Source organism: Tenacibaculum jejuense, assembly GCF_900198195.1.
In the GTDB taxonomy this organism is placed as follows: Bacteria; Bacteroidota; Bacteroidia; order Flavobacteriales; family Flavobacteriaceae; genus Polaribacter; species Polaribacter jejuensis.
This window is the reverse complement of record NZ_LT899436.1, coordinates 2,245,240-2,260,866: the sequence shown is the minus strand read 5'-3', so window position 1 is coordinate 2,260,866 and position 15,627 is coordinate 2,245,240. Positions and strand designations below refer to the sequence as shown.

Annotated in this window: 8 protein-coding genes; all 8 read right to left on the bottom strand. The window is 31.8% G+C overall.

Annotation, left to right across the window (positions count from 1 at the left end):
- Positions 1 to 172: 172 nt before the first annotated feature.
- The 8 genes from AQ1685_RS10100 to AQ1685_RS10065 all read right to left on the bottom strand — a co-directional run bounded on the left by AQ1685_RS10100 (position 173) and on the right by AQ1685_RS10065 (position 15,603).
- Complete coding sequence (locus tag AQ1685_RS10100; RefSeq protein ID WP_095071796.1) at positions 173 to 3,457, bottom strand: WD40/YVTN/BNR-like repeat-containing protein; 3,285 nt, start codon at positions 3,455 to 3,457, stop codon at positions 173 to 175.
- A 174-nt stretch (positions 3,458 to 3,631) separates the two neighbouring features.
- The gene (locus AQ1685_RS10095) at positions 3,632 to 6,859 is read right to left on the bottom strand and encodes a WD40/YVTN/BNR-like repeat-containing protein (protein WP_095071794.1); all 3,228 of its coding nucleotides are present in this window, start codon (positions 6,857 to 6,859) and stop codon (positions 3,632 to 3,634) included.
- 92 nt (positions 6,860 to 6,951) lie between these two features.
- The gene (gene argE / locus AQ1685_RS10090) at positions 6,952 to 8,118 is read right to left on the bottom strand and encodes an acetylornithine deacetylase (protein WP_095071792.1); all 1,167 of its coding nucleotides are present in this window, start codon (positions 8,116 to 8,118) and stop codon (positions 6,952 to 6,954) included.
- Between the two features lies 1 nt (position 8,119).
- Positions 8,120 to 9,517 carry a YfcC family protein gene (locus tag AQ1685_RS10085; protein WP_095071788.1) on the bottom strand — a complete coding sequence of 466 codons (1,398 nt, stop codon included), beginning with the start codon at positions 9,515 to 9,517 and terminating at the stop codon, positions 8,120 to 8,122.
- A gap of 293 nt (positions 9,518 to 9,810) precedes the next feature.
- Positions 9,811 to 11,508: a gamma-glutamyltransferase gene (ggt, locus tag AQ1685_RS10080; protein WP_095071787.1), complete on the bottom strand. Its 1,698-nt coding sequence runs from the start codon at positions 11,506 to 11,508 to the stop codon at positions 9,811 to 9,813.
- Between the two features lie 556 nt (positions 11,509 to 12,064).
- Positions 12,065 to 12,331: a heavy-metal-associated domain-containing protein gene (locus AQ1685_RS10075; RefSeq protein WP_095071785.1), complete on the bottom strand. Its 267-nt coding sequence runs from the start codon at positions 12,329 to 12,331 to the stop codon at positions 12,065 to 12,067.
- A gap of 34 nt (positions 12,332 to 12,365) precedes the next feature.
- Entirely contained in the window at positions 12,366 to 13,493 is a 1,128-nt protein-coding gene (locus tag AQ1685_RS10070; RefSeq protein ID WP_095071783.1) for a methionine aminotransferase, read from the bottom strand.
- A gap of 478 nt (positions 13,494 to 13,971) precedes the next feature.
- Complete coding sequence (locus AQ1685_RS10065) at positions 13,972 to 15,603, bottom strand: S41 family peptidase (protein ID WP_231970357.1); 1,632 nt, start codon at positions 15,601 to 15,603, stop codon at positions 13,972 to 13,974.
- Positions 15,604 to 15,627 lie beyond the last annotated feature (24 nt).

The following is a 15,627-nucleotide window of genomic DNA, read 5'->3' as shown; positions in this document are numbered from 1 at the left end:
TGTAAACTAGAAAAGCTATCCTAAACAATAAATGATAACGTCATTTCGAATTTATTTTGGAATCTCATCATACAGATTTCCAATTTGATGAGAAACTGAAACAAGTTCAGTTTGACGTTAACTATTGCTTTTAGGGTAGCTTTTACTTTATATCAATTTGTATTTAAAAGCTTTAATCTTTGTATCCTCTTCCAGGAGTATATGGTGCTCCTAAATTGATTAACTTCTTTTCTAAAGCTTTTAAATCTTCATTATATACTTTTTCAGCTATCCTTTTTACTGCAGTGATTTGCTCTTTAGCAATAGCATAACTTTCTCTATGTGTATTTGTTGGCGTTGCTGTAGAATACTTTTGTTCGTATCCGATAGAGCCTAAACGACTAGCAGGCGATAATGGTTGATCGATATCTAATCTACGTTTGATAGGATCTCCATATAATTCTAATTGCACTTTCTCTAATTGTTCTTCTATCGCTTTTACTTCAGCTAATAAACTTCCTAATGGTTGTTCAGCTTGTTTAATAGCTACTTTTATGTAACGTATTTTATTTCTTGAATCAGATAATAGATTACGAGTAATTCCCATATCTGCCTGTAATTTTGCCAATTGCTTTTGGAAAGCTACTTTTTCTAAACGATCCTTAGCTGGCATTTCAACATTATTCAACGCTTTTACAACAAAAGATACTGGAGTAGTTAATATTTCTAAAACTCCATCTTTTAATAAAGCCATTTCTACAGTATAATTTCCTGGAGAAACTAATGTTCCTTCTCTACTCCCGCTAAATGGATTATAAAAACCAGGTCTACTTAAATTTACAGGATCTTGAGGTGTATATCTTAAATTCCAGTGGAAACGTTGAACTCCTTTACGAACTGATTTAAATTCTTTTTTAACTACACTTCCGCTATTATCTTTAATAATGAAAACTAATTCTTCTTTAGCTTGATCAGATTCAGCTTTTAAATCATCATAACTTGGATAAGGAGTATCTGAACCAGATTTGATTAATTTTTTCTCCTTTTTTTGTCTTTCACTTTTTAAAGATTTATAACTTGAATCGTAATAATATGTGATCAGCGCTTCAGGTCCTAAGTTTTTAGCAGTATAATGATTATCTCCTTGAAAAGCTTTGCCTGGTAATCCTAAAGGACTACTTTTTTCCCACATCAAAGCTGTACGAATTGGATAAATTTTAGCTTTTTCAGTAGGTTTTGCATTTTCAATAGTTCTTAACACAGAATAATCATCTAAAACATAAAAACCACGTCCGAATGTTCCTAAAACTAAATCATTTTCACGTTCTTGAATTGCTATATCTCTTACAGCAATTGTAGGTAATCCGCTTTTTAATTGCTTCCAATTTTGTCCCTGATTTGGTGTAAAGAAAGCTCCGAATTCAGTTCCTACAAACAACAGGTTTTTATCTACATGATCTTCTTCGATTGCATAAACACTACCTCTTTCAGGTAGATTAGAAGCAATAGAAGTCCAGCTTGCTCCTTTATTTGTTGATTTAAAAATATACGGCTTAAAATCTCCATATTTATGATGATTGAAAGCTACATAAATTACATTTTCATTGTGTCTCGATAAATATACACTATTCACATACGATTGATTTGGGGCTCCTGGAACGTTTGAAATCTTACGCCAAGATTGTCCACCATTTTCAGAAATATGAATTAAACCATCATCTGTACCAGCAGCTAAAAGATTCTTATTTATTGGAGATTCTGAAAAAGCAACAACACTTCCATAAAGTGAAGTAGAACCGTTTTTCATTACCGCATCAATACTCACTACTCTATCGTAAACTTTTAATGTATTACGATCTATTTGCTGTGATAAATCATCACTTATCACTTCCCAAGTATTTCCGTAATCATTAGATCTAAATACTTTATTTGCTGCAAAATATAATCTTCCAGGCGCATGCTTACTTACAACTAAAGGAGCATCCCAATTAAAACGATATGCATTTTCACCTTTTCTAGCTTTTGGTTTAATTCCTACTTTTTCTCCACTCTTTTTATCGAAACGAACTAAACCTCCATATTGAGATTGCGCATACACAATATTCGGATTATTAGGATCGATTTGAGATTCGAAACCGTCTCCTCCATTTGTGATAAACCATTCTGAATTACGAATTCCATGGTTTGTTAATACTCTTGAAGGTCCTCCTAAACTAAAATTATCTTGAGTTCCTCCATAAATATTATAAAAAGGATAATCGTTATCTAATGCAACTTTATAAAACTGTGTAACAGGTAAATTCTCTTTGAAGTCCCAAGTTTTTGCAGCATCGAAAGTTTCGTAAATACCACCGTCACAACCTACAACCCAATGTTTGTTGTTGTTTGGATTAATCCACATACAATGATTATCTACGTGTTTTGTGTTTTCTCCTACTAACTTAAAAGATTTTCCTCCGTTATGAGTTACAGACATCCAAGTATCCATTGAATACACAGTATTTTCATCTACAGGATCAGCAATAATTTCTTGATAGTAATTTCCACTCGTTACATGAGAACTTTGTTTTTTCCAGCTTGCTCCTCTATTTGTTGATACATAAAAACCACCTTTTCTATTCGCAGCTTCTACAATTGCATATATTTTTTCTGGATTTGCAGGGGAGATAGCTAAACCAATACGACCTAATTCAACATTTGGTAAACCTTTGTTGATCTTTGTCCAAGTTTCACCTCCGTCAGTACTTTTGTGCATTGCAGAACCTGGTCCGCCTCCAACATAAGTATACACATGACGTCTTCTTTGTAAAGTTGATGCATATAAAACATTTGGATCTTTTGGGTCCATAACTACATCATTAACACCAGTATGTTCATCAACTTTAATTACAGATTTCCAAGTTTTTCCACCATCTTCAGTTTTATATAAACCTCTATCTCCACCTTTACTCCATAAAGGTCCGATAGCGGCTACATAAACAATATCAGAATTTTCAGGGTGAACTATAATCTTTCCAATATGTTCAGAGTTTTTTAACCCCATGTGTTGCCAAGATTTTCCTCCGTCTAAAGATTTATATATTCCATCTCCATAAGAAACTGAACGCTGATTATTATTTTCTCCTGTTCCAACCCAAATTACATTTGAATTGTTTGGATCCATAGTAATACAACCAATAGAATATGAGCCTTGTGAATCGAAAATTGGTTCGTAAGTAACACCTGAATTTACAGTTTTCCAAACTCCACCTGCTGCGGTGGCTACATAATATTCATATGGATTTTTAGGATTGAAAGCAAAGTCTGAAATTCTACCAGAAGTTAATGCTGGACCTACGTTTCTCCACTTAAGGCCAGAAATACTGATGGATGCTAAAGGTGCTTTCGAAGAGGATTTCCTTTTTTTTCTCTTTTGTGCATCACAAACTTGGCTAAAACTAAGTAATACCCCAAGTGCTATGACTAGTGATTTTTTCATTTATTATAAATTTCTTGATTGATATTTGTCCAAATTACAAAAGATAAATCGTAAGTAAATTAATTATTAAAATTTCAAACAAATTATTTGTTTTTGTAGTTAGAAGTCTTCTTTTAAACAAAAAAAAGTGACTGTATTATTACAGTCACTTTTTAGTTTTATGTATGGTTAAGACTAATTTCCAATTAACCCTTGACCTTCTATCCAAGGAGCTCCAGCTTGTTTAAGACGTTGCTCAATTCCTGGCATTGTTGTATTTAGCGCAGTGCTTAATTTAGTTTTTACTTTTTGTAGTTGACTCTTAACTCTTCTTAAAAAACCTTTATGAGTTCCAGTTGGTCCGTATGTACTGGTAAAAGCCCTCCACGAAATACTAGTTCCTTCACCCGCATTTGGGTTTGATTTTTCTCCGATTAAATCTTTTACAGGATCGCCTCCTAATTCTTTTTGAATCGCCAGTAAGTCTAATCTAACCTTATTTATATCTTTTAATAAAGCATCATTTGGAGCTGTTGTTTTATGTGCAGCACGTTTCATTGCTGCGACTTTTTGTAATAACTTCCTCATTTCAATGTTAGTAGCTGTTAAATCTTGTCTGAAAGCAAATACTTCCTCTCTAAACGTATTCATTTCATCATATGATTTTCTAGGTAAAGCTCCATCATACATAGGAACTACTTTAAATTCTTTTGGCGCTTCAAGTACAGTAGTTACACCATCAACACGTTTAACAAGTGTCACTGTATATGTGCCAGGAGTTACTAAAGGTCCTCCACCTAAAAATCGATTACCACCTCGTACGTTTAGTCGTTCTCCGTTTTTACTTGGATAATTCAATCTCCAGTTCACTCGGTTAAATCCTTTTTTATTTGTTCCTTTAACTGTATTTACCAACTTACCTGAAGTATCTTTAATTAACAATTCTATACTTGGTTTTTCTTGATTTGTTTCTTTTTCAATAGCTCCCCATCCAGGGAAATCAGTATTATTTTTCTCTCTGGCTTTACGTTCATCTTTTAAAGACTTTACTTTATCTGACATGTAGTATGTAAAACGAGCTCCGTAAGCTGGGTTTGGCGCTTTATATTCAGCATCACCTTGGCTTCCAACTCTACTTGCTTGTACATACCAATATGCATCTTTTATAGGAAATAATGTTGCTTCTTTTGATAGCATAGATTTGTTGAAGTTACGTAATGGTGTAATATCATCTAACACGAAAAATCCTCTACCGAAAGATGCTCCAACTAAATCATTTTCTCTACGTTGAATTGTAATATCTCTAAAAGAAATTGTTGGAACTCCTCCTTTTAATTGTATCCAATTAGTTCCGCCGTTGTACGTAAAGTAAATACCATATTCGGTAGCTGCAAAAATTAAATCTTTATTTACATGATCTTGTACTAACCTCCAAACTAATAATCGTTCTGGTAAATCTCCACTGATGATCGACCAACTTTTTCCTTTATTTGTACTCTTAAGAATATAAGGTTTATAATCTCCATATTTATGATTGTCAACAGCTGCATATACTACATTTGCATCAAATAAATCTGCGCGAACATCATTAACAAAAGGAACAAAACCTAATCCTTTTACAGTGTTTAATGAGAATTTTCTCCAAGTATTTCCACCATTTTCAGTAGTTTGGATGATTCCGTCATCTGTTCCAGCATATAATAAACCTTCTTGTTTAGGAGACTCAGCTAAAGATGTAATCGTATTATAGTTAGACATTGCATAAACATCCCAAGCGTTATCCCAACTTTGTTGTTTTCCGTAATATGGTAATGTAATACGTTCTTGATTTAAAGTTAAATCTTTAGAAATTGGAGTCCAATCATCTCCTCTATTTTCTGAACGCCAAACACGTTGAGAAGCAAAGTATAAACGTTTTGGATTATGTGGACTTACTAAAATTGGTGCATCCCAATTAAAACGTTCGAAAGGGTCACCTTCTAAAGCTTGTGGTTGAATAAAAACAGTTTCCTTTGTTGTTTGATCAATTCTCCAAAGTGCTCCTTGTTGAAATTCACCATAAGTGATATTCGGGTTACCTGGCTCAATAGCAGATTGATGTCCGTCAGCTCCTAAAGTTTTCCACCAATCACCATTTGTAATTCCATCTGAATAAATGGTTTGTGACGGTCCACCATGTGATCCATTATCTTGAGTTCCACCATAAATTTTATAAAATGGCTTAGAATCATCAACAGCTAATTTAAAGTATTGAGTAATTGGTAAATTTCTAATGAATTTCCAGCTTTTAGTTAAATCAAAACTTTCATATAAACCTCCGTCAGTTCCAAATAAAACATAATTAGGGTCTGAAGCTTTAAAGGCCATAGCATGACTATCTACGTGCTTATTACGCTCATTCATAGTATAAAAAGTCTTACCATGATCATCTGAAATTTGCACATAATTATTCATTAAAAACAATTTTCCTTCATGATGAGGAGACGCATACAATTCTTGATAATAATGTGGACCAGTACCACCAGAAACTGCGTTAGATTGTTTTTTCCAAGATTCACCTCTGTTTGTAGACATAAAAAGTCCTCCTTTTCTTCTATCTAACTCAATTGCAGCATAAATAATATCTGGATTAAAAGGAGAAATAGCTAAACCAATTTTCCCTAAGTTAGAACCAGGAATTCCTTTTTTTAATTTTGTCCAAGTTTCACCTCCGTCAGTACTTTTGTGAATTCCAGAACCTGGTCCTCCACCTAAATATCCTGCAACAATACGCTGGCGTTGCCAAGTAGCTGCATATAAAACATCAGCATTTCTAGGATCCATAACTAAATCGGTAGCTCCAACCCATTTGTTATCTCCTAAAGTTCTTTTCCATGTTTTTCCTCCATCTATTGATTTATAAACTCCACGCTCACCACCTGAAGTCCATAACGGACCTTGAGAAACAGCCCAAATAATATTAGAATCTTCTGGATGAACTACTATTTTTGATAGATGTTCTGAGTTTTTTAATCCCATATTTTTCCAGCTCGCTCCATCATCATGACTTACATAAATACCATCTCCGAAAGCCACATGGCGACCACCAACATTTTCTCCAGTTCCAACCCAAATTGTATGTGGATTATTTGGATCGATAGTTATAGCACCAATTGAATATGATTTTTGCTGATCAAAAATTGGTTTCCAAGTAGTTCCTGAGTTTGTAGTTTTCCAAACACCACCAGAACCAACAGCTACATACCAAACGTTTTCATTCTTAGGATGAATGGCAATATCTGCAATTCTTCCAGAAGTAAAGGCAGGTCCGATATTTCTAAGCGGCAAACCACTAAAGGTTTTACTACTTATTTTTTGGGCTTGTAATGGAATTATTAAAAGCATAAGCCCGAATGCAATTAATAATTTTGAAATTGAATTCATTGTTTTAGATTTATATGATTAGGCTGGTTTAATTTTCTTTAACTATGTATTTTCTATTTCGCTGCAAACAATCTCTTTTTCTTAGTCTATTTTTATTTGAAAGTTTCAGAAGATAATTCCTGAACTAGTTTTTCTATCATTTCAATTCCTTTTTCTAATTGTTCTTTTGCTATAAATTCATTAGCTCTATGTGCTTGTGCTATAGATCCTGGTCCACAGATTACAGATTGAAAACCTTCGTTTGCAAACTGACCAGCTTCCGAAGCATAAGCCACAGTATTTAATTTAGATTTACCACATATATTTTTAATTAAATTAACAACATCTGCATCATCTTTTGTGTCTAAATGTGGAACAGACGGATGATTTTCAATAGTTTTTATAGAAAAATCTGGAAATACTTTTTTCAATTCTGATTCTCTTTCTCTACAATATGCTTCAAATTCAGCAACAATTTCATATACATCATCCATAGGAACAGTACGTAAATCCCAATAAAAATGTGCTTTATCTGCAATAATATTCGGTGCAATTCCACCACTTACTTGACCAATATGAATTGTAGAATGTGGAGGATGAAAACGATCATCAAATTGTTTATCAGCAATTAATTGATTCATTTTATTCTCTAACCAAAGAATTAAACGCATCGATTCGTGAATCGCGCTAACTTCTTGTTTTATTCGACTGCTGTGACCTTCTGAACCACTAACGTATGTCTCTAGAATATAAATTCCTTTTTGACCAACAATAGGTTCCATTAAAGAAGGTTCGCCAATGATTGCGTATTTTGGAGTTTCTTTATAAAAGTTTTTTATTGTATTCGCCAATTCAGTTCCCGCTAAACAACCAATTTCTTCATCATAAGAAAAAGCAAAATAGATTGGTTTTTTTAAGTCAGCTTTAATCATTTCAGGTAATACAGCTAAACAACAAGCTACAAAACCTTTCATATCACAAGATCCTCTACCGTAAAGTTTACCATCTCCTTTATCTATTAATGTAAAAGGATCTGTTTCCCATTTTTGACCAGCTACAGGAACAACATCAGTATGACCAGATAGAATTACGCCACCATCAACAGCAGGACCAATTCTACAATGTAAAGAAGCTTTATTTCCTTCTTCATTAGGTACCAAATGTGTATCTACTCCAAAAGACTCGATATATTCTTTAATCCAATGAATAATATTTAAATTACTTTCACCTCCAAGTACTGGAAATGATACTAGTTTTGCTAGAATTTTTTCTATGGTCATATTAGCTATAATTTATTGCTACTGCTATAATTAATGTTAAAAAGGCGATTGCTATTAAACTGATTAATACTGGAAATATAAAACGAATCCATCGATCTATAGGAACTCTACACATACTCAACATTGCTATGAGTCCGCCTAAAGTCGGATTAATTAAATTTGATAATCCGTCTCCTATTTGAAATGCCAAAATTGTTACTTGTCGTGTTAAACCTAATGATTCTCCAAGAGGAAGCATAACCTGTAAAGTCGCTAATGCTTGTCCGCTTCCTGAAGGAATAAAAAAGTTAATAACTGATTGTGAAATTGCCATACAAACAGCTGATAAGTGTAATGGTAAACCTTCTAGAATTGTAGAAAGTTGATAAGATATGGTGTCACCAATATTTCCCATTTCCATTAATACTTTTATAGAAGTTGCAAAACCTACCATAAAAGCACCTGGTGCAGCAATACTTACTGATTTTAAAACCGTTTCACTCATTTTTGTTGCATTCATTTTTGAGACTAAACCGCTTAAAAGTGCAATCATTAGAAATACAGCCGAGAGTTCGTTGATATACCAATTCAAGTTAAAAACTCCATATAAAATAATGGATAAACCGATAAAAAAGACAGAAATGACTAACCAATTATTAGTCGTTAACTTGTATTGATTTATTGGTTTGGATAAAGATAGTTCATTTGTATCAAGATCTTTTCCAAGGCTTTTATTTGGATCTGAAGTAATCTTTTTAAAATATCGAACATTATAATACGCCATTATTGATAATGCTGTAAAACAAAGCATACTTCGTAATAAAGCTCCAGAAAACATTGGTAATTCAGCAATTTTATGTCCAGTTCCTACAGTATAAGCGTTGATTGGCGATAAACCGAAACCTACAGTCATTGCACCAACTGAAATACCTGCAGCTAGAATTAAATCGCCACCTAAAGCTAAGCTTAGCACAGCTGCAATAGGCACCATTGCAATATTATTCTCGTAACCTATGGCAATACCAAGTAAGCCATAGATAAATGTCATAATTACAATAATTAAATATTTATTTTTTAAACCTAATTTTTTCACTAAAGTTCCTACAACATTTTCTACAGCTTTAGTTTTATCCATAAAACCAAACATAATTCCACCTGCAAGCACAATGAAAATAATTTCTACAGCAGCTTTAAACCCTAGAGGAATTGCTTTAAACATATCTAAAATTCCAATTGGTGTAGATGTAATCGTTTTATAAGAATTAGGTACGACTGTACTTCTTCCATCAACTATAACTCGTTCATACATTCCTGCTGGAAGCACATAAGTTAACAATGTAATAAAAACGATAATACCAAATAACATTGTTATCGCGTGAGGTATTCTACTAAATAAAGATGATCGGGATTTATTACTCATTGTTTGGTTTTAATACTAGGTCAATAAATTTAACACAAATCAGTAATTAGTTTTTCAATTTTATTAATTGAAGTTACCTAAAAATATCTAATCGAGCGGGGTTGAGAATTTTTATAATAAAAATTAATCTCTACTCCGCTCGAACTGATAACGTAAATTACGTTGATAACTATTTTAAATCAGTAAGTTATACTCATTTATTAAACTTTGTTTGATTGCTGACTTCTGTAATTTGAAATTGAACGACTACTAATTTAATTTTTTTGAAGTGAGTATAGAAACTAATGTTATGTTTAATATCCAGCTGCTTGTCCGTCTTTGCGACTTTCTGAAGCTCCGTGATAGACTTTGTTTATATTATCCCATAAAATTGCTTGATAACCTCCGTAAATACCTCTAGCAGTACCTATTCTGTGACCACGATCCATTAATCCTCGAATTGTGGTGTAAGGAATTCCTGATTCTGTTCTAATCGTTCCAGTATTAGTAGTGATTGCTCCCATTGGACTAGCACCACCGGTGTGATCAAATCTTGGAGCATCACCAGCTTCTTGAAGATTCATTCCGAAATCAATTAAATTCATCACAATTTGTGTATGTCCCATAGGTTGAAAATCTCCACCCATAACTCCAAAGCTTACAAAAGGTTTATTATCTTTCGTAATAAAAGCAGGAATAATTGTATGAAAAGGACGTTTACCTGGTTCATAAGTATTCGCTTGTCCTCTTTTTAAACTAAATAGCTCTCCTCTATCTTGTAACATAAATCCTAATTTTGGAGGAACCATTCCTGAACCCATACCACGATAATTACTCTGGATTAATGAAATCATTGTTCCGTTTTTATCAGCAACAGTCATATAAATTGTTTCTCCAGCAGAAATTTTACCGGCAGAATATTTCCCTGCTCGTTTTCCTATTTCTTTTCTTCTCTTATCCGCATAAGCGTCTGATAATAATTCTTCAACAGGAACTTTAAAAAAGTCCATGTCAGCATAATATTTTGCACGATCTTCAAAAGCTATTTTTTTTGCCTCAGTAAATAAATGCAAATGCTCTGCACTTCCAAATTCAATATTTGAAAAATCATAACCTTTTAAAATTTGAAGCATTTGTAAAGCCGCAATTCCTTGTCCGTTCGGAGGTAATTCCCAAACATCATAACCTCTGTAGTTTACAGAAACAGGTTGAACCCATTCTGATTTATGAGCTGCTAAATCTTTTTCAGACAGAAAACCACCTTGTTCTTTTATAAATTTTCCTATAGTTTTTGCAATATCACCTTTGTAAAAAGCATCTCTTCCTCCTTTTGCTATTTTTCTATACGTATTTGCTAAAAACGGATTTTTATAAATTTCTCCCTCATTTGGTAATTTCCCACCATTTTGGTTTATATACGTTTCTTTTAAATTCGGAAAGTTTTTTGACTGATAAAAAGGAATACTTCTATTTAGGTACCAAGCAATTAATTCTGTTAATGGAAATCCTTTTTCCGCATAATCAATTGCAGGAGCTAAAATTTCTGTCATTGGTTTAGAACCAAATTTTTTGTGCAATTCAAACCAACCATCTACAGCACCAGGAACACTTACTGGTAAAGCTCCATGAGATGGTATTTTTTTCATGCCTTGGTTTTCGAAATATTCAAGTGTAAGTTCTTTAGGTGAACGTCCGCTAGCATTTAAACCATAAACTTTCTTAGTTTTTCCATCCCAAACAATAGCGAAAAGGTCTCCTCCAATTCCACAACCAGTTGGTTCCATTAGTCCAAGTGCAGCATTAGCTGCAATAGCAGCATCAATTGCGTTACCGCCTTTCTTTAATATGTCTAAGCCGATTTGAGTAGCTAAAGGATGACTAGTTGCGACCATCCCATTCTGTCCTAATACTTCAGAACGTGTTGCAAAAGCTTCTCCTGTAATACGATCTTGGGCAGTTATATTGTAAGTTAGAAGTGTTAAGAACAATAAACAATAAATATTGTTTTTCATTGAGTTTAGATTTAGTGATTGATATCCCCTAAATTACATAAGATTACATAGATTCTTTAAAACTTATCAAAATATTAACAAACTCATTAAAATTGTTATATGTGTAACTGTAAAGACTTGAAATAAAAAAAGTCCCTCAGTGTGTTCGAGAGACTTTCTGATCTTACTTTAAGATCCGGGGGAAAGAAAGTTATGTAAATTTAATACAAATTAAAGAGTTAACTATCAGGAAAAACACTGTAAAAATTTATGAAATGGATTATCTTTAAATATATAGAGCCTTCTTAAAAAGAAGGCCCCCGTAAGGTTTTATCTAGCTGTAGAGATATTTCCCCCGAAACATCATAGTTAGTGTCTAAGCTGATTAAACCTACATAAATTAACGTTTGTTTTATTTTAATATTATCAAACCTATACAAATTAATAGGATAATTATTTAGGTAAAACACTATGTTTATTATGTGATAATAACTGTTTCACTATTAAAAAGTCATCTCGGGGGAAATGCGACTTGGATGCAAAATAGTAAAAAAATAGTCTAAATAAAGATTATTTTTTAATTAATTCTTCCATTGGCACAACTTATAAATGACTTAACTTTTCTGGAAATGGAATTTTTGTCATTTTCTTCTGGATAGCCAAGGTCACATAAAGTTTTGGTTACTAAATGGATATCTTCTTCATTAGTATAATTAAAGCTTACTGTTGAATTTTCTACATTAACTTCAACATCTGATATATTATTTAATAAGGATATTTTTTTTGTTATTGTATTAGAACAACCTCCACATTTTAAATTCTGTATTGTTACTGTATTTCTCATCCTATAAAAATACAACTTATTATTTTCAATAATCTTAGATAGTATGTAATTTTTTACCTGCTTTAATCAATGTTTCATCTGTTTTTGCAAAACAAAACCTTAATATTTTTTTATCAGTAGCATCTTTATAAAAAACCGAAACAGGTATACTGGCTATTCCGTGTTCTATGATCAATTCTTTTGCAAAATCTATATCATTTTTAGAACTAATTTCACTGTAATTTACAAGTTGAAAATATGTTCCTTCAGAGGGAAGAATTTTAAATCGAGTGTGCTCCAATTGTTGTTGAAATAAAGCTTTCTTTTTTTCATACATTTCTGCTACTTCTTTAAAATCTACAACATCTAAATATTCAGAAATTACATGTTGGGCTATACTATTTACACTGAAAACTAAAAATTGATGTATTTTCTTTATTTCTTTCATCAAATGCTCTGGAGCAATTAAGTACCCAACTTTCCAGCCTGTTACGTGTAATGATTTTCCAAATGATGAAGCGATGATAGATTTTTCAATCAATTTTGGTCTAGTATTTATAGAAATATGAGCATGCTTAAACGAAATATATTCATAAACTTCATCACTCAATACATAAATATCAGGATGTTTTTCTAAAATCAATTCTAAATCTTCAAAATCCTTTTCTTCCCAAATTTTCCCAGTTGGATTGTGAGGATTATTAATAATAATCAACTTAGTTTTTGTTGTAATTGAACTTGCAATTCGGTTAAAATTTGGAGAATAGTCGTCATTTAAAGAAACTCTAACTGGCTTCCCTCCTGCTACTAAAACTGAAGGCTCATAACTATCATAACTTGGATCTAAAATAATAACTTCATCTCCTTTATTAACTATAGCATTTATTGCTGTATAAATTCCTTGTGTAGCACCAGAAGTTACTAGCATTTCTGTTTTAATATCAACCTTTCTTTTGTAATTTGTTTTTGTTAATAAAGCTATTTTTTCAAGTAAAGTTGGAAGACCTGCCATAGGTGTATATTGATGAATATTAGCTGATAATAATTGTTCAGAAATTTTAAGTAGCTTTTCATCAACCGGAAAATTTGGAAAACCTTGTGATAAATTGATTGCTTGATATTTATTCGCTAATTGCGACATCACAGAAAATATACTAGCTGTTACATTTGGAAGTTTAGACATAAAAGTTGATCTATTTACACGAAAATACTACAATATATCAAATCACAACATTTATTTTGTTTAACTCTTATAAAATTAAAAAGAGCCTTCAAAAAGAAGGCTCTAATTTATGTTAAGGCTTATGTTATACTATTGATTATTTCCCCCAAAACAAGCAATAGTAGTATAATTTGGTTAAACCTTAGTAGCATATTAGAATGAAGTTTATGCTACTTATCTCACGATACAAACAAATTTAGTTAAAGATTTTTCAACTTTTAGTTAAACAAAACAGGAAAAACACTGTTTTTTAATTTCATTGAAACTGAAGGACAATATTTTAAATAAAAAAAGTCTCATAAAATGAGACTTTCTTCACTAGTGTTTGCTATACCTATCCCCCAATAGTAATCAAAACACATTAGTTTTGACAATAAAAATTTTAAAAAGTCACATTTAATTCAGCGATTATTTAATATTTAAAGAAGTTATTTCATTATCAGTTTTTTAATAATTTTCTTGCTTGTTTTGCTATTTTTCCGTTTTTATCCATAGCGATTACTTTTTCTAAAACTTGTCTTCCTTCCTTTTTAGAGCCTATTTTTAAATAATTTTCGCCTAAACCTTTTAACGCTATGATTGAATTTGGAAACAAATGTGTTACAAAGGAAAAAATTTGAACTGAAGCTTGAGGGTTATAATTAGAAACTTGATTTCCAGATTTTATTAGCTCTGATTCAAAATCAAAAAATGAATATTTCGGATCTTGTATCATTTTGGGAATTTCAGTAGCTAATTTTTCTAATTGATTTGTATCGTATAAACTTCTGATATAATCCATTGGCTTATGAATAAAGTTTTCTGCTTTAAAAGTTAATGCTGCTTGTAACACAGGATCTTGATTCGTAATATATTCTTTAAAACTCATTGTAACTGGAATTTGAGGAGCAATCCATTCTGCGTTTTCCCAAGCTGGCTTATCTTGCCACCAAGCAAACGATAAATACACAGGTATTTTACTGTTTGGAAGTACTTCTGGACGTGCATCTCCCCAAAAATTCACATTTTCAGCAGTTGGTTCACCTACAAAAATTACATTTGTATAATTATCCAATTCGTTCACTAAATTCTGACATGCAGAAAATGTTCTTCTACCAATAATTACATATAAATTTCCAACTTTATTAATTACGTTAGATCTTATAATTTCTTTAATAATTGGTTTGTTTAAATAGTTGTTCCCTCCCCCATTTAATCGTAAATCGATAACCAATTTTTCTACTTCATTATGTTCTATAAAATCAAAAACTCCTCTGTAAAAGTTTTCTGTATTTACAGATTTGTCGTCTCTAATTTTACTGTGCCTTACGTATACAGCTTTATGTTTTGGTAAGTATTCCTGAAAATAAACTTTATCTAATTGTTTTAAATATAAAGGTGTTGAATTTTGATCTCTTGCAGTTAACCAATCTTCATTTTGCTGTATGCGACTATATTTTTTAGGTACAGATTCTCCTTTTGGAAGTACATTAAACTCCATTTGGAATATTTTCTCATCTTTTTCTAAAGTAAGTTCTATAGTTTTTTGAAGTGTATTTGTAATTCTTTTTGCATGTAAAACTTCTGCTATTGTTAAATAGTTAATTCCGTAAGCTTTAAAATATTGACTATTCTCTGAATTTACAACAGTTTTGACCTTCTCTAAAGCTTCTGATATATCAATATTGTTGATTTTTAAAACTTTAGAACCCAATGCTTTTTCATACACTTTAGAAACTCCTTCAATAAAAATTCCGTCATTATATTCATACAGGTTGAAAGGAAAAGAATGAAATTTCATGGGATTTAATCCAAAATATATTCCTGTATGTCCGTATTCAAAAGAAGCGATAATTTCAGTCATCCTGACAATAATTTCATGCTCTTGTAGATTTGGAATATCTTGGTGTAATTTTTCAATCTTTGCATCAAAGTCTGTCTTCGTGGTTTTAACAAATAAAGAGGCATAATCTTTATGAATTTTATGTTGCAAAAATTTAAGATCATTTCTCCAATCTTCAGTAGTTAAAATCTTTTGAGCCGATAGTTGTACTACAATAAATAGTGAAAGTATATAGAATATTTTTTTCATGGTAATAATTTTTAAAGAGATAAT